The sequence below is a fragment of the Candidatus Bipolaricaulota bacterium genome (assembly GCA_021159055.1).
Taxonomy (GTDB): Bacteria; Bipolaricaulota; Bipolaricaulia; order UBA7950; family UBA9294; genus S016-54.
In genome coordinates this window covers 1-14,682 of sequence record JAGGSO010000018.1, presented here as the reverse complement: position 1 = coordinate 14,682, position 14,682 = coordinate 1, and the positions used below count along the sequence as shown (strand labels likewise).

14 protein-coding genes and 7 tRNA genes are annotated in these 14,682 nt (G+C 60.1%); 17 read left to right on the top strand and 4 right to left on the bottom strand.

The window, feature by feature from the left end:
* Window positions 1-609: hypothetical protein (locus J7J55_01125; GenBank protein MCD6141309.1), on the bottom strand; the 609-nt coding region annotated here is incomplete at its 3' end.
* A gap of 114 nt (window positions 610-723) precedes the next feature.
* Here J7J55_01125 and J7J55_01120 point away from each other — a divergent pair.
* Both J7J55_01120 and J7J55_01115 read left to right on the top strand, forming a co-directional pair.
* Entirely contained in the window at window positions 724-1,224 is a 501-nt protein-coding gene (locus J7J55_01120; GenBank protein MCD6141308.1) for a nitroreductase family protein, read from the top strand.
* A gap of 188 nt (window positions 1,225-1,412) precedes the next feature.
* Window positions 1,413-3,152, top strand: a complete 1,740-nt coding sequence (locus J7J55_01115) for a putative DNA binding domain-containing protein (GenBank protein ID MCD6141307.1) — start codon at window positions 1,413-1,415, stop codon at window positions 3,150-3,152.
* 497 nt (window positions 3,153-3,649) lie between these two features.
* Here J7J55_01115 and J7J55_01110 read toward each other — a convergent pair whose 3' ends face one another.
* Window positions 3,650-4,864, bottom strand: coding sequence for an ABC transporter substrate-binding protein (locus J7J55_01110; GenBank protein ID MCD6141306.1), 1,215 nt, complete (start codon window positions 4,862-4,864; stop codon window positions 3,650-3,652).
* Between the two features lie 366 nt (window positions 4,865-5,230).
* On the opposite strand from J7J55_01110, the gene J7J55_01105 reads away from it, so the two are divergent.
* The 4 genes from J7J55_01105 to rpmF all read left to right on the top strand — a co-directional run bounded on the left by J7J55_01105 (window position 5,231) and on the right by rpmF (window position 6,517).
* A tRNA-Ile gene (locus J7J55_01105) sits at window positions 5,231-5,302 on the top strand.
* 3 nt (window positions 5,303-5,305) lie between these two features.
* A complete protein-coding gene (locus J7J55_01100; protein ID MCD6141305.1) occupies window positions 5,306-5,824 on the top strand; it encodes a ribonuclease HI family protein in 519 nt (172 codons plus the stop codon).
* A 4-nt stretch (window positions 5,825-5,828) separates the two neighbouring features.
* A complete protein-coding gene (gene dtd / locus J7J55_01095; GenBank protein ID MCD6141304.1) occupies window positions 5,829-6,287 on the top strand; it encodes a D-tyrosyl-tRNA(Tyr) deacylase in 459 nt (152 codons plus the stop codon).
* A gap of 41 nt (window positions 6,288-6,328) precedes the next feature.
* Window positions 6,329-6,517, top strand: a complete 189-nt coding sequence (rpmF, locus tag J7J55_01090) for a 50S ribosomal protein L32 (GenBank protein ID MCD6141303.1) — start codon at window positions 6,329-6,331, stop codon at window positions 6,515-6,517.
* Here the strand turns inward: rpmF and J7J55_01085 are convergent, their stop codons facing one another.
* Complete coding sequence (locus J7J55_01085; GenBank protein ID MCD6141302.1) at window positions 6,518-6,760, bottom strand: hypothetical protein; 243 nt, start codon at window positions 6,758-6,760, stop codon at window positions 6,518-6,520.
* A 251-nt stretch (window positions 6,761-7,011) separates the two neighbouring features.
* Here J7J55_01085 and J7J55_01080 point away from each other — a divergent pair, with 251 nt between their 5' ends.
* The 11 genes from J7J55_01080 (at window position 7,012) to hslU (ending at window position 14,124) form a co-directional block, all read left to right on the top strand.
* On the top strand, window positions 7,012-9,237 hold the full coding sequence (locus tag J7J55_01080) for an NHL repeat-containing protein (GenBank protein MCD6141301.1): 2,226 nt from the start codon (window positions 7,012-7,014) through the stop codon (window positions 9,235-9,237).
* Window positions 9,238-9,450: 213 nt separating this feature from the next.
* Window positions 9,451-9,523: transfer RNA gene (locus J7J55_01075), tRNA-Lys, on the top strand.
* Between the two features lie 10 nt (window positions 9,524-9,533).
* Window positions 9,534-9,606 (top strand) — tRNA-Lys (locus J7J55_01070).
* 13 nt (window positions 9,607-9,619) lie between these two features.
* A tRNA-Glu gene (locus tag J7J55_01065) sits at window positions 9,620-9,692 on the top strand.
* 36 nt (window positions 9,693-9,728) lie between these two features.
* A tRNA-Val gene (locus J7J55_01060) sits at window positions 9,729-9,801 on the top strand.
* Between the two features lie 15 nt (window positions 9,802-9,816).
* A tRNA-Asp gene (locus J7J55_01055) sits at window positions 9,817-9,892 on the top strand.
* Between the two features lie 4 nt (window positions 9,893-9,896).
* Window positions 9,897-9,969 (top strand) — tRNA-Phe (locus tag J7J55_01050).
* A gap of 60 nt (window positions 9,970-10,029) precedes the next feature.
* Complete coding sequence (gene dnaA / locus J7J55_01045; GenBank protein MCD6141300.1) at window positions 10,030-11,376, top strand: chromosomal replication initiator protein DnaA; 1,347 nt, start codon at window positions 10,030-10,032, stop codon at window positions 11,374-11,376.
* Window positions 11,377-11,665: 289 nt separating this feature from the next.
* Window positions 11,666-12,199: a DUF721 domain-containing protein gene (locus J7J55_01040; GenBank protein MCD6141299.1), complete on the top strand. Its 534-nt coding sequence runs from the start codon at window positions 11,666-11,668 to the stop codon at window positions 12,197-12,199.
* A gap of 12 nt (window positions 12,200-12,211) precedes the next feature.
* A complete protein-coding gene (gene hslV / locus J7J55_01035; protein MCD6141298.1) occupies window positions 12,212-12,757 on the top strand; it encodes an ATP-dependent protease subunit HslV in 546 nt (181 codons plus the stop codon).
* Window positions 12,757-14,124 (top strand): ATP-dependent protease ATPase subunit HslU, encoded by a 1,368-nt coding sequence (gene hslU / locus J7J55_01030; GenBank protein ID MCD6141297.1) that lies wholly within the window; start codon window positions 12,757-12,759, stop codon window positions 14,122-14,124. The genes hslV and hslU overlap by 1 nt, the downstream gene beginning before the upstream one ends.
* 133 nt (window positions 14,125-14,257) lie before the next feature.
* Here the strand turns inward: hslU and J7J55_01025 are convergent, their stop codons facing one another.
* A complete protein-coding gene (locus J7J55_01025) occupies window positions 14,258-14,665 on the bottom strand; it encodes a DUF86 domain-containing protein (protein ID MCD6141296.1) in 408 nt (135 codons plus the stop codon).
* Window positions 14,666-14,682: the final 17 nt, after the last annotated feature.

Below are 14,682 nucleotides of genomic sequence, written 5' to 3'. Positions count from 1 at the left end.
AGGCCCCGGCGCAGCGATCTCCGTGGGAGCGAACAGCCGGTGCGAGGACAGGGTGACCTCGCCGTAGCGACCGAGGTTGTAAACGTCGGTCACCGTCAGCCGCTGGGAAAAGAACACCCGCATCCCTTCGACCGGCTCGAACGCGTCCTCGTCCGGCATGGGGAGGCTCACCCGCGCGGCGTGTGGCAGGGATGCGCGCCCGCGCACCGCCACGCTCGTGACGTCCTTAAGCTCGGTCAGGCCCTTGTACTCGGCGACCGTCCCGGTGACGCAGACGTGGTCCCCGAGTCGGACGTCGACCGGATCACCGGGGTCGTAGACGAAGATCCCCTCCGAGGTAGCGGGATCTGAATCCGCGTCTTGGTCCTCCTCCTGAAGGAAGAACCCGTTCAGGTGATCCTTCCCCTGGAAGTCCCCCACCACTACTGCGGAGACGGTCACCGTATTCCCGACGAGCGGGCTCCGCGCTCCTGCCCCTTGGATCGTGTGGATCGGGGTGATCTCCCCCCCGCCCGGGCAGCTCGGCCCGGTTGTACGCTGGGGGAGCCCGACGAGGAGCAGGGCGACGGCGGCCGCGATCACCGCGAGGATCAATAGCTTGTTGTTCATTCTTCATCTCCTCCCTGAGGCGATGATACTCCCATCACAGGACGAGGCAAGGATTCGCGTGCGGGACTCTTCCCCGGTAAAGTATTGTCGAGACTTGCAACCGGAGGTTTAAATATGGAGACCGACGTTCTGCAGTTCATCACCAAGCGCAGGTCGATCCGCAAGTTCACCGGAGACCCGGTCCCGCGGGAGGCGCTCATCACGGCGCTGAAGGCGGCGATGGCCGCCCCGTCGGCGAACGACGCCAAGCCGTGGGAGTTCATCGTGGTCACCGAGAAGGAGAAGATCAAAAAGCTCTGTCTTGCGCACCCGTACGCAAACTTCGGGGTTGACGCCGGTGCGGTCGTGATCCCGTTCGGGAGGAAGAAGGGGTATAAGTGGTTCGACCAGGACATGGCCGCAGCGACGGAGAACCTCCTCCTGGCGGTGGCCAACCTCGGGCTCGGCGCCACCTGGTGCGGGATGGACGATGCGAAACAGGATTCGATCCGCCCGCTCGTCGGCCTTCCCGCCGATCTCTATGCGTTCGCCCTCATCCCGATCGGCGTCCCGGCCGAGGGCAAGCCGCCCCGCACCCAGTACGATGAAGGCAGGATCCGTTGGGAAAGATACTGATTTCGGCATCTCTTTGCCGCAAATTGCTCGTGAGTATATACGATCATAAACTGGGGAATGAGACAAATCTGATGTCACGATACAGGATTTATCGGCCGCTGGATGAGAGAAATGAAACCGTACAAACATGAGGGCATACGGCGTTGGCAAAGTGGTAAACGTGCGCGAAAACTTCAGGAGAGGTTGTAATGCGCGAACTTAACGAAATCCGAACGCTCCTTGATAAACTTGAACATCAGCCCGCGGATTCCCTCGAAGACCAAGACCTCGATTTTAAAGAATGGAACTTCCAGAGCATGAAACGTTCAATAGATCGCGTTGTTGAAATGGCCATCTGCATGGCTAACGGTGGAGGAGGAACGGTAGTCTTCGGGATAAACGACAAGGCTGTAGGACGTGCAAAAGCGATCCTCGGAGTTCCTCCAGAAGTGGACATCAATCGCCTGAAGAAAGCCGTTTACGATTCCACTGATCCCAAACTTACCCCGGTATTCCAGGAGCTTTCTGTACCAGAAGGGACAGGCCGACTTATCGTGATGCAGATCTATCCGGGGCTGCCTCCTTACACGGACACAAGTGGACTCGGTAAGATCCGCGTCGGAACGGATTGTCAACCACTTACAGGTACGCTACGACGTCGTGTGATGGTGGAAACCGGTGAGACCGACTTCACTGCTACCTCTGTTCCTGGTAGACCCAGAGCCATGATTTCCGCTGCAGCAATGGAGCGTCTGCGAGAAGTGGCTCGACGGGAAAACGCCCCGGATGATTTGTTACGCCGGCCCGACCAGGAATTACTTTCCTCTTTGGGGCTCATACGCGATGGGCATTTGTTGAGAGCGGGAGTTTTGCTGATCGGTACAGAGGACGCAATTCGCGAACATTTTCCCGGGTATGTCTGGACGCATCTGCGCATGGTCTCCGATACGGACTATTCAGACCGCGCAGATGGATATAATGCACTTCCGATTGCTTTAGAGCGCATTTCTGATCGGATCATGGCCGATAACCCGATTACTACCGTTCGCCAAGGCTTGTTTCACTTTGAGATCAGGACTTATCCCGAAATCGCTTTACGGGAGGCTTTGCTAAACGCCTTTGTCCATGCCGACTACCGGCTTCACGGCCCCATTCTGATCAAGCAGTTCCGTAACCGTCTCGAGATCAGCAATCCCGGTGGTCTTCCTGGTGGTATAACGCCAGAAAATATCCTGCGGCATGAGCCTGTCCCGCGGAACCCGGCCTTGGTAGATGCTCTAACCCGCTTACGCCTCGTCAATCGCAGTAACCTCGGAGTGCGCCGGATGTACCATGCACTCCTCATTGAGGGTAAAGAGCCACCTGAGATCATTGACGAAGGCGAGGCCGTCCGGGTTATCTTTCGTGCCAGCGATCTCTCAATCTCATTTCGTCTATTCGTCGCAGAAGAAGCCGACAAGAATCGCATCCTGACGGTGGAAGATCTCCTTATCATCCAATATCTCCTGAGGCATCCGGAAATTGACACGACAACTGCAGCCCGGATCACCCAGCAATCGGAGAGCAATGCTAAAGAAACTCTGAGCCGCATGGAGCTCGATCTGGGCTATCTGGAACGCGGGGGAACCGGTCGAGGTACATACTGGATACTCCGTCCCGATCTACATCGACGTCTATCGGCTTTCGGCCATCCAGAGCGAAACCGCCGCATTGACTGGGAAGCTGCCAAGACTCGGGTGTTGAGCGTCCTTAAACAAAGAGCTCAACGTAGAGAGCCCGGTTTGAGTAATGCAGAGATCCGTCAGATTACACACTTAGACCGCCATCAGGTTGTCCGTCTTATGAGAGAATTGCGTAAGGAGAACCCAGAAATACAACCTCCAGGGCGAGGCAGAGGGGCGCGTCATGAATGGAAGCAAATAGAGCAACTCAATGATGGCGCGCATTAATCGCGCATTAAATAGACAGTAATGCGTAAATTAATGCGACGCGCGCATTGTGAAAATTTATTTATAACCCATCTTCTACAGTTGTAAATTCAAAGTTGCTTTCTAAAGGGTGTTACAGGGCCTGGGCTGAGGTCTTGGCACCACGCTCTTCTTTTACTTCCCGCACCGACAGCAGGATGGCTACCCCCTGCTCCCGGCAGCACTTTGCCGTACACTCCCTTGAGCGGCGTCCGGAGCAGATATCGCTTTCCTTGAGGGCGTACCTCGACAGTGCCTCATTCAGCGTGCCGCCTTGCCACAGGAAGAAAAGATCCATCGCACACAACGTGCGACGCAAAAAAGCTGCTATCTTTCGTCGAGGCTTGTTCCCGCCCTCATGAGTAAAATAACTCAATCCATTGATCTGTAAGTTCAGTAAAAATGCGCGGCAAACAGAACGGGGTGACCGTTGCAGCCACCCCGTTCGCACAAAGAGGAGGATTTATGCTGTTTGAGTCTCAACCGGATACGGTCAACACCGGCACGACCTGGCAGCCCTTGACCTGCCAGATCAGGATCTCGGCGGTCACCCCGCCCGTTGCGTTGAAGTCGACCGGGCCGGATACCCCTTCGTAGTCGATCTCCTTCCCCGCATTGAGCAGCGCGATCGCCTTCGCCCACTCGCCGTAGTAGATCTTCTCCCCCGGTGGGTTGGCCACCGCGCGCAGGTTGTCGCGGATCGCCTCGCCAGTCGCCTTGCCAGCACGCTCGATCGCCAGGGCGACCAGCATCGCTGCGTCGTAGGCCTGGTAGTAGAACGGGGGGACGTTGACCGAGCCGAACTTCGCCGTGAAGTCGGCGTTGAACTGGTCCACGTGAAAGCCCGTCCCGGCCGGCGCGGTCCCGAACGCCCCTTCGATCGGCCCGGGCTCGTTAGCCGAGATGCACCCCGGTCCTGGCGCCACCTCTTTACCCGTCATGGATGAGCTGAACAGGAATTTCCCCTGATATCCGGCCTCGATCGCCTCCACGATCTGCTTCCGCCCGTCGACCGCGTAGGAGATCAGAAGGAGGGCTTCGGGGTTGGACGCGATCGCCTTTCCTATCTCGCTCCGATACGAGGGCTTGTCCTGTTCGTACGGGACCGCTGCATCGACCGTTCCCCCGTAGCGCGTATAGCTCTTCGTGAACCCGTCGGTCAGGTCCTTGCCGTAGGCGTTGTTGACGTAGATGATCGACACGGTGTCGTAGTTAAGGAGCCGCGCCAGCCGGGCCAGGACCTTCCCCTGGACGTCGTTCGACACGATCGTGCGGAAGACGTAGTCGTTGTCGTCCAATGCGGAGATGGCCGCCGAGACGGATACGGGCGAGATGAGGACCACCTCGGCCGGGATGGTGACGCTGGAGACGGCGAGCGTAACCCCGCTGGAGAACGCTCCGATGATCGCGGGCACGCGATCGAGCTCGACCAGCTTCCGCGCGGCGTCCCGGCCGACGTCAGGGGAGCTCGCCGTGTCCCGGACCACGAGTTCGAGTTTCTTCCCCAGTACCCCGCCGGCAGCGTTGATCTGTTCCACCGCGAGCTTCGCCCCGTCGATGATCGGCGGTCCGTACGGAGCTATCGACCCAGAGAGCGGGACCAGTGCCCCGACCTTGATCGCGTCTGATCCTATCCCCGCGATACTCACACCGATGACCAATCCAACAACCAGCAACGAAACAACTATTTTCATCATTAACCTCCTGTGATTTAGAATTCTTGTTTTCATTTTCTTGATATAAACATGTACATCATTCTATCACCTCCCCACAACAAAAAAAGACCACAGGCTCAGCCTGTAGTCCTCAACGTCCGCCTCTACCTAGCTAAAGGAACGCTAGATCAGGCGGACACCAACATCATCATGCCGGCGAAAACGCAACCAGAGGAAGGCTCAACGCTGTACTGACTGACTAGTGATGCTCTACCTCTGGCGTTCATGGCGTCTTAAACTACCACAGCTTCACGCCGTTGTCAAGCCCTGCGCTGCCGATGGAGGGCTCCTCCACCCGACTTTTCTTGACAGATCGCCTTCGGCTATCTATAGTCAGAGTCATCCGGGTCCATAGCTCAGCGGCAGAGCAACCGGCTCATAACCGGTCGGTCCCAGGTTCGAATCCTGGTGGACCCACAGATGGACAAGCTATTCGTCTACGTGGAGGGAATGGCGCGCGGCGAGCCGGGCGAGGCCGGGATCGGGATCGCGGTGACCGATAAAGACGGAAACGTGATCGAGGAGGTCTCCCGCCTGATCGGGAGATCGACCTCCGAGGTCGCCGAGTACCGCGCGTTGCTCGAAGGGTGCCGCACCGCCCTCTCCTACTCTCCCAAGTCGGTGATCCTATTCACTGCTGATCAGCGATTGGCGAACCACATCAACGGGATATTCGAGACGCGCAAGCCCCATCTGAAACACCTTGCCGACACGATAAAGGGACTCCTCGATGCGTTCCCCCAATGGCGGGTGAATCTGATCGACCGCGACGCCAACCGCCTCGCGCACCGCCTGGTGAAGCAGGCGTTCCACAACCAGGTGCAGGCGCGGATGACGCGCGAACGGTTGGAACTTCGCCTCCTCGCTCGGACCGCCACCCTGAGCGACGCGGCGATGGAGAAGCTGATCGAGTACGCCGACCGGCTGCAGGGGGAGTGACCAGGTGCGCCTTGTCATCCAGCGGGTCTCCCGCGCCGCGGTGCGAGTGGATGGAAAGACGATCGCCATGATCGGACGCGGGTTCCTCATCCTCGTCGGGATCGGACGCGGGGACTCAGGAGTCGACCTATCCCGCCTCGCAGACAAGATCGCTTCCCTGCGCGTGTTCGAGGATCAGAACGGAAAGATGAACCTGTCCCTGCGCGATGTCGGCGGGGAAGTCCTCGCCGTGTCCCAGTTCACCCTGTACGCCGATACGCGCAAGGGACGGCGCCCGAGCTTCGTCGCCGCCGCTCCGCCGGAGGAGGCGGCTCCGCTGTTTGATAGGTTTGTCGCTGCGCTCCGAGACGAGGGAATACCGGTCCAGACCGGAGAGTTCGGGGCGAAGATGGAGGTCGAGCTCGTGAACGATGGGCCGGTGACGATCATCCACGAGGTTGCGCCCGCGCCGGAGAGCGGCTAAACTCTTCCTCCCATCTGGATGATACTCAGGAGGAATGACAAATGGCTGTACCAAAATATAGGACCTCACGGGCGAAAGCGCGGGCACGGCGGACCCATCAGCGCATGCGCGTCCCGGCGGTGACCGAGTGTCCACATTGTCACGAGCCGAAGCTCCCCCACCGCGCTTGTCCGCACTGCGGTTACTACAACGGGATGGAGATCATCGAAGTGAAGGAAGAGGAGGAATAGCTATTCCTCCTTTTTTCTCCGCTTCGCCTCGGCCTTAATCCTCTTCTTCTCGAGCTTCATCTGTGCCTTTACTCGCTTCTTCTCCAGTTCGGCTGCGTACCGCTCCGGGGACGATGCCTCGGTGCGCCGGGCGCGGCGGTGGATGATCCATTCAGCGAGGACGCGGCCGAAATGGCCGACGAAACCGGCGGCAAGCACCGCCAGCACCCATCTAAGGACGTTCCACACCCTTTCCCAGTTCATCACGATTATGTTAGCCTCCCTGTTTTAGTCGAACAACTCTTCTTCATCTGCCAAAGTGAAACTTACAGCGGTTATAAGTGTAATTTAAGTACAGGTGGGCAAAGTGAAACCACAGTTACTGATCCTCTTCCTTCTCATTTTTGGATCCACTTTCTCCACTGCTTCACAGGCGATCGAGGCTGAGCGCATAACGGTCCAGCCGATGAAACAGCCTGATTTAACTTTCAAACCAACCCAAGGAGGTTAGGCACGTGACCATACGAAATGTATCGCTGTTCACCCTGTTGCTCTTGGTGGTAATGATCTCTCTCGGAAGTGCAGCGGAAGACAGCTCCTGCCCAAGAGAGCAGGTCCAGCCCGTCACCGGAGGCTGGGCGGTACTCACTTGGATCCCGTCGGAGGCGGCCCCGGACAAGGGGATAGTAGTGCAGTTGATCTATCCGGAAACGCCCCGTTATCCAGCGGGAGCGCCAGCGGTCGTCGCCGTTCCTGGAGCGGACACGACCGGATCGGTGACACTGCGGAAAGGACCGATCGATCCCTGGATCGAACAGGGACTGGTGCGGGTGCTGTTCGCGTTCCCTGGCGGCGGTGACGGCGCGACTCGCTCCGGTGGAACCTACGACCACCGCGGCCTCGCTTCGCTCGCAGCCGTCCGAGACGTAGTCCGTTTCCTGCGCGGGGAACTCCCGGACCACAACGGCTGCACCATCACTGATCTCATTCCATACCCGATCATTCAGGTGGGATTGGTGGGTTCATCCAACGGAGGGAACACGGCGGTGGTGGCCATGGGACTGTTTGGAAAGAAGATGGAGGTTGACTGGTATGTCGGTTGGGAGAATCCGGCTGGGGTCCAGTTCACCACCGTGGATATCGGCTCGCGGAACAAGCCGAATCCGGCCTACATCCCCGGCTCCTGCCGCCTCACCGCGGACGGGGCGGTCTGCGACGTGGATTATTCCAACCTGCGCTGGGACCCCTCAGCGAGCCCGATGGGCTGGGGGCCACAGCGGAGCTGGGAGAAGGGAGTGCTCTATTTCGACCTCAACGGCAACGGCACCTACGACGACGCCGACTACACCCTGGGAGCCTACATCGGGGAGTTCGCAGGGATGGAGAAGCGAGTCTATTCTACAGCTGTCCTAGAAGCCGCCGTCGCGCGTGGTCTCATCGATCCCTGGCCCGAGGACGTCGCCACCCTGGACGAGGCACGCTCCTACTGGGAGATCCGCGACATGAGCCGCTACTACGCCCGGGTGCTCGAACAGCTCCCGAACCTGCGGGCGATCGTCATCGGCTCGGTGAAGGACCACGTCCAGGCCACCCCCGACTACCCGCACATCGTCCTCCACTACCAGGGATGGCAGGAGGCCGGAATCGACTGGATCAGACTCAACCCGGATGCGGCCTATGTCCAGGCCGTGTTCAAGCGCCCGGCCGACCTGGTGGACAACGACGCCGACATCCAAGTCACCTACTCCAACATCCTCCAGCTATTGGAACCCGAGGGGGCGCCGGACGAGTTCCTCCGGATCGCGGCGGCCGCGGAGTTGAGCGATCGAGTCTATACCGACGACTGGAGAACGAACTTGGACGAGCCGTTGTCAGCAACCGGCGGAGAAGCGGCACTTGCCCTTCCGCACTCCGTCCTGCGCCTCTCCAATGGGCACACCTTGATCACGGACGGGAGCGCCGGTCCGCCGGACCGGCGCGGCCTCGGGCCCCGGGGAGGAAAGATCGTGGAGATGGACGCCGCGGGAAAGACGATATGGGAATATTCGGATGGGATTGATTTCCCCCATCATGCCGAGCTGAGCCCCGACGGAAAGAGAGTGCTGATCGCCGACACCGGTAACAACCGCGTGATCGAGGTGGAGATCGCCACCGGCCGGGTCCTTTGGGACACGCGCGACATCCAGTTGAGCGACGGGTCGCACCTGAATTATCCCAACGACGCCAATTACCTCCCCGACGGTGACTTCCTCATCACCGACCGGAACAATCACCGGGTCCTGGTGATCGACCGTTCTGGGCAGGTGAAGTGGCAGTTCGGCGAGACCAGCGTCCCTGGCAATGACGGGGCCCACCTGCGCACGCCGCACAACGCCGATCTCCTTCCCAACGGCGATGTCATCATCGCCGACTCGAACAACAACCGTATCCTTGAGGTCTCCCCGGCGGGAAAAGTGGTCTGGGAGTACTGCCCCCAGGGCGCAAGGGCGCTCAACTGGCCCAGGGACGCCGATAGATTGGCGAACGGAAACACCCTGATCACCGACTCCAAGAACGGGCGAGTGATCGAAGTAACGCCAGAAGGCGATGTAGTGTGGGAGTTCCGCGACCTGCAGATGCCCTACGAGGCCGACCGCTTGTCAAACGGAAACACTTTGATCTCAGACTCCGGAAACCACCGGGTGATCGAGGTCGACCCTCTTGGGAAGATAGTATGGGTGTACCCCTTTAATCCGAGTTAAGGCGGTTATCTGTCTAAAAGGGGTGCGGCAGGAGAGCCTGGTGATCACGTAAGCGCGGGGCGGTTTGTCCGGACGAGTTGAGTTTTCTCACCACCGAAGCGGGCGGCGAACTCGACCAGCGGAAGCAGAATCCGCCCCGCCGGTGGGCAAGTGCTTCGTGATCCCCCCTTTACCTTGACACGAAACTGCGTATCTTTTAACATCGAATTGCTCGGGTCGTTAGCTCAACTGGCAGAGCAACGGACTCTTAATCCGTCGGTTGCAGGTTCGAGTCCTGCACGACCCAGAGGAGTAGTGGGTCGTTAGCTCAGGGGTTAGAGCACCTGACTTTTAATCAGGGAGTCGCTGGTTCGAATCCAGCACGACCCATCCCATGAAATCCGTCCCCATCATCTAGCGGCCTAGGATACCGGGTTTTCATCCCGGCGGCAGGGGTTCAAATCCCCTTGGGGACGCTGAGGCTTGCGGACCCAGTGAGTGGAAAATATAATGGGCGAGTAGCTCAGCTGGGAGAGCATCCGGCTTACATCCGGAAGGTCACAGGTTCGAGTCCTGTCTCGCCCAGCGGCATGAGTTTACGGGGGCGTGGTCTAGTCTGGTCTAGGACGCTGGATTGTCACTCCAGAGATCGCCGGTTCAAATCCGGTCGTCCCCGCCGCGCCGAGGTAGCTCAGGTGGTAGAGCACGGCCCTGAAAAGGCCGGTGTCCCCAGTTCGAATCTGGGCCTCGGCACAGGCTTTCCCTTGACGGGGGAGGGTTCGATCCGTTATCTTGAGTGATGAGGGGCATCCGATGAACGACAATCCCGCGACCGTCTGGGAGAGCATCCTATCTGGATTGCAACAGGAGATCCCCCGCGCCAGCTTCGAGACGTGGTTCCGGGGGACACGTCCGCTGCGGATGGAGAACGGAAGCCTGGTCGTCGCCGTTCCGGACAGCTTCACCAAGGGAGGGATCGAGCGCCGCTACCGTGAACTCATCGACCGCCTGGGAAAGGAGGTCGGTGGAGACGGGTTACGGGTCGATTTCGAGATCGTCCCCGCTGCCGAGGACGACCTCGCCCCTCCGGTGATCGAGCCGAACGCTGTCTCCGCACGGCCACGCGGAGAAACCCTCCCGCTCAACCCGGACTACACCTTCGAGCAGTTCGTGCGCGGGAAGAACAACCACCTCGCCTACGCCGCGTCGATGGCGGTCGCGGAGGCGCCGGGGAAGGCGTACAACCCCCTGTTCATCTACGGGAGCGTCGGGTTAGGGAAGACTCACCTCCTCCAGGCGATCGGAAACTACGTCCTCAATTCCGGAGAGCCGATGGCAGTGGTCTACACGACCTCAGAGCGGTTCGCAATCGAACTGATCAACGCGATCCGAAGCAACACGACCTCCGCGTTCCGGGAGAAGTACCGACGGATCGACCTCCTCCTGATCGACGACGTCCACTTCCTCCAGGGGAAAGAAGCGACGCAGGAGGAGCTGTTTCACACGTTTAACGAGCTGTACGGAAGCGAGAAGCAGATCGTCCTGTCGAGCGACCGCCCGCCGGAGGAGCTCTCCGGGCTGCAGGAGCGGCTGGTTTCCCGGTTCCGGTGGGGGCTGGTCGCCGATATTCAACCTCCGGATTTCGAGACCAGGATGGCGATCCTGCGCGAGAAGGCACAGCACCGCGGCCTCGCCGTCGACGACTCAATCCTCGAACTGATCGCAAGCCGGATCTCATCCAACGTCCGCGCCCTGGAAGGGGCGTTGATCAAGGCGATCGCCTCCGCTGAACTGGAAGGACTTACCCTTACCCCAAAGACGCTGGAGGATATCCTTCCCGAGGAGGGGAAGCGGGAGCGGCTGACCGCGGAGCACATCAAGGACGAGGTCGCAGCCAGGTATCATCTGAAACGGCGCGACCTTGAGGGATCGAGTCGCAAGAAGGAGATCTCCCAGGCGCGGCATATCGCGATCTACCTCACGCGCGAGCTGACAAACCAATCGTTTCCCACGATCGGAAGGCACTTCGGAAACCGCGATCACACGACGATCATGCACTCCTACATGAAGATCAAGTCCCTCATCGAGGAGATGCCGCTCCTCCACGCCGAGATCCGGGAGATCGAGGAGTCCCTGCGGGCCCGGTTTACAGTCTCTTGAGCGCTAAAAACCCCATAAAAAGCGGATTTCAAGCGGGGAAAACTTCGCCCCAGCCTGTGGAAAACCCTGGGGAAAAGGGGCGGAAAAGGGGTGGAAAAGAGCGCTTCCCTGTGGAAAAGTCAGGTGGAAAAACGCAGGCCAAGTTCTCCACAGCCGATGTCCACTGTTTTCCACAGTTATACACAGGGTATCCACAGGGTTTTCCACAGGGGACAAGCCGGACCGAGTCGACATTCGCGGCGTTTTCCACAGACAAACGTCCCCTCAGCTACTCCCACAAGTCTTTTACATGAACTGGGTAAAAGAAGTACTGCGACGGTACAACCTTGCTGAGGAATTCGAGCGCCAACGCGTGATTGCACTTTGGCCAGCGGTAGTGGGAACACAGATCGCCCGGCTTACTGAGGCGGTGGAGTTCCGCAGCGGGCGATTGACGGTAAAGGTCTCCTCTCCGAGTGTCGCCCAGGAATTGGCTCTCCTCAGAGGAAACTACATCGCGCGCCTGAACGAACGCTGTGGTGAGCAGCTCGTGGAAGAGATCAAGTTCGTCCCGGGAAGGTTTTCCGCGCCGCGGGAGGTGCCGCCGGTGAAGCTCCCGCCGCAGGCGCGGGATGAGGCACGCGATCTGTTCAAGGCGATTTCCGATCGCAAGCTGCGCCGCTCGTTCGAGCGGCTGTACCTCACCCTGCGCCGGCGCGAGGAGTCGCTCCTCGCCGCTGGAGGAAAGCGCTGCTCCCGGTGCGGTGCGGTCTTCCTCGGGGAGGGGGATCTCTGCCCCGGCTGCCGGTTCGATCCGGTTGCAGGGGATGACCGCGCGGGATAGAATGATGCGCCCATGCGAAATCTGAGATCCACCACGATCATTGCCATCCGTTCCGAGGCCGAGCACCGCGCCGTCATCGCAAGCGACGGGCAGGCGACCCTGGATACCACGGTGATAAAGTCGAACACCAAGAAGGTGTATCGGCTGTTTGAGGACAAGGTCCTCGTCGGGTTCGCCGGTGCGACCGCCGACTGCCTCGCCCTGCTCGACAAGTTCGAGGGGAAGCTCGCCAAGTACGACGGCCGCCTGAAACGCTCGGCAGTGGAGCTGACCAAGGAGTGGCGGACCGACCGGGTGTTGCGGCATCTGGAGGCGGTCCTGGTCGCGGCGAGCTCCGAGGGACTGCTGATGATCTCCGGGGCGGGGGACGTCCTCGAACCGGACGAAGGGGTGATCGGGATCGGCTCAGGGGGGCCGTACGCCCTTGCCGCAGCGCGGGCGTTCTTGTCTGTCGGCGGGATCACGATCGTCGAGGTGGCGAGAAGGTCGCTCGAGATCGCCGCAGCGATCGATATCTACACCAACGAGCGAATCACCCTGGAGGAGGTGAGCTGGTGATGGCAGGGATTGTCGAGCGCTCTGACCCGGGTCCGGTCGGTCTAACACCGCGGCAGATCGTGGCCGAGCTCGACAAGTACATCGTCGGTCAGGCCGAGGCGAAGCGCTCGGTGGCGATCGCCCTGCGCAACCGGATGCGGCGCCAGCTCGTCAGAGGGGAGATCCGCGAGGAGATCAAGCCGAAGAACATCCTGATGATCGGCCCGACCGGAGTCGGGAAGACCGAGATCTCGCGCCGGCTCGCCCGGCTGACCGCCTGTCCGTTCGTCAAGGTGGAGGCGACCAAGTTCACCGAGGTCGGATACGTCGGCCGGGACGTGGAATCGATGGTGCGCGACCTGGTCGATATGGCGATCGACATGGTACGCGAGGAGGAGGTCATCCGCGTCGAAGAGGAGGCGGAGAGGCTCGTAGACGAGGAGCTCCTCGATGCTCTCCTCCCCCTGTCGGAGGAGACCGACCCCGAGCGGAGGGAGAGCGCGCGCAAGACCAGGGAGAAGCTGCGGGAGAAGCTGCAGGAGGGCGAGCTCGAGGAGCGTGTGGTTGAAATCACGGTCGAGGAGCAGATGATCCCCCAGATCGAGGTGTTCACCCAGGACGGGATGGACCAGATGGGGATCGACATGGGGGACATGCTCTCCGGGCTCCTCCCCCCGTCCCGCAAGCGGAGGAAGATGCGGATCAAGGACGCCCGCCCGATCCTGTTCGACCAGGCACTCGACCGGCTGATCAACATGGAGGACGTGCGCCAGCGCGGGCTCGACCTCGCCGAGGAGATGGGGATCATCTTCATCGACGAGATCGACAAGATCGCCGCCGGGGGCCGGGAGGAGACCGGCGGGCCCGGGGTCTCCCGCCAGGGGGTGCAGCGCGACCTATTGCCGCTTCTCGAGGGGACCACCGTCCGCACCCGATACGGGACCGTCACCACGGAAAACATCCTGTTCATCGCCGCCGGGGCGTTCAACATGTCCAAGCCGTCCGACCTCATCCCCGAGCTGCAGGGGCGACTCCCGATTCGCGTCGAGCTCTCAAGCCTCACTGCCGCTGACTTCGTGCGCATCCTGCGCGAGCCGAAGGACGCGCTCGTCAAGCAATACCAGGCCCTGCTCGCCGTCGAAGGGGTGACACTCAAGTTCACCGACGACGCAATCGAGGAGATCGCGCGGATCGCCTACGAGCTCAACCAGACGACCGAGAACATCGGAGCGAGGCGGCTGTCCACCGTGATGGAAAAACTCATGGAGGAAATCTCCTTCTCCGCCGACGAGCACTCCGGTGAGACGATCACCATCGACCGTGACTACGTGCTAAAACGCCTTTCCGGAATCGTCGAGGACCCCGACCTGTCACGGTATATCCTCTAACCCGCTGGTTGTACTTCCTAGTGGTTCACCTCCCGGGAGGATCCTGGAGGGTTCGGATACTGAGAAGCAGAGTTCTGCGGCCCGGTCTCCTGCTGTGCCGGCGGGTTCTACACCGTGGGGACGACAGCGGATCTCAACCGGTTCTCTCTTTCAACCAGCGTTTGATGTACTCCATGAACGCGTGCAGATCGTCCAGCCGACTCAGATACTTCATGATCTCGGCCCAGTCGATCTCCAGATATTCGTGCACAAGGATGTTTCGGAAACCGGCGATCGGGGCGAGCTTCTCCGCAAACTCACGCGGTAGCACGCCGACTTTCCCGAGCATCTCTATCGCACCATGGGCATCGGACGGTTTCTCCAACTGCTCCAAGGCGATGATCCGATTGGCGATGTCGATGCACGCCTGCGCCGCGACCTCTAGATTCCGCTCCACGATATCGCGCAGATAAGGGTTGTCGGCGAATTCTTCACTCCTCTTGTTCGCGAGTGGAGCCAATTTGAGCAAGCACTCTTTCAGCCGCTCTAAGCGCCTCTCGATACCGTTCCACTCCGATG

Coding starts and splice junctions, on each gene's coding strand:
- J7J55_01120 (MCD6141308.1), top strand. CDS start 724: ATGGAGACCGACGTTCTGCAGTTCATCACCAAGCGCAGGTCGATCCGC.
- J7J55_01115 (MCD6141307.1), top strand. CDS start 1,413: ATGCGCGAACTTAACGAAATCCGAACGCTCCTTGATAAACTTGAACAT.
- J7J55_01110 (MCD6141306.1), bottom strand. CDS start 4,864: ATGAAAATAGTTGTTTCGTTGCTGGTTGTTGGATTGGTCATCGGTGTG.
- J7J55_01100 (MCD6141305.1), top strand. CDS start 5,306: ATGGACAAGCTATTCGTCTACGTGGAGGGAATGGCGCGCGGCGAGCCG.
- rpmF (MCD6141303.1), top strand. CDS start 6,329: ATGGCTGTACCAAAATATAGGACCTCACGGGCGAAAGCGCGGGCACGG.
- J7J55_01085 (MCD6141302.1), bottom strand. CDS start 6,760: ATGAACTGGGAAAGGGTGTGGAACGTCCTTAGATGGGTGCTGGCGGTG.
- dnaA (MCD6141300.1), top strand. CDS start 10,030: ATGAACGACAATCCCGCGACCGTCTGGGAGAGCATCCTATCTGGATTG.
- J7J55_01040 (MCD6141299.1), top strand. CDS start 11,666: ATGAACTGGGTAAAAGAAGTACTGCGACGGTACAACCTTGCTGAGGAA.
- hslV (MCD6141298.1), top strand. CDS start 12,212: ATGCGAAATCTGAGATCCACCACGATCATTGCCATCCGTTCCGAGGCC.
- hslU (MCD6141297.1), top strand. CDS start 12,757: ATGGCAGGGATTGTCGAGCGCTCTGACCCGGGTCCGGTCGGTCTAACA.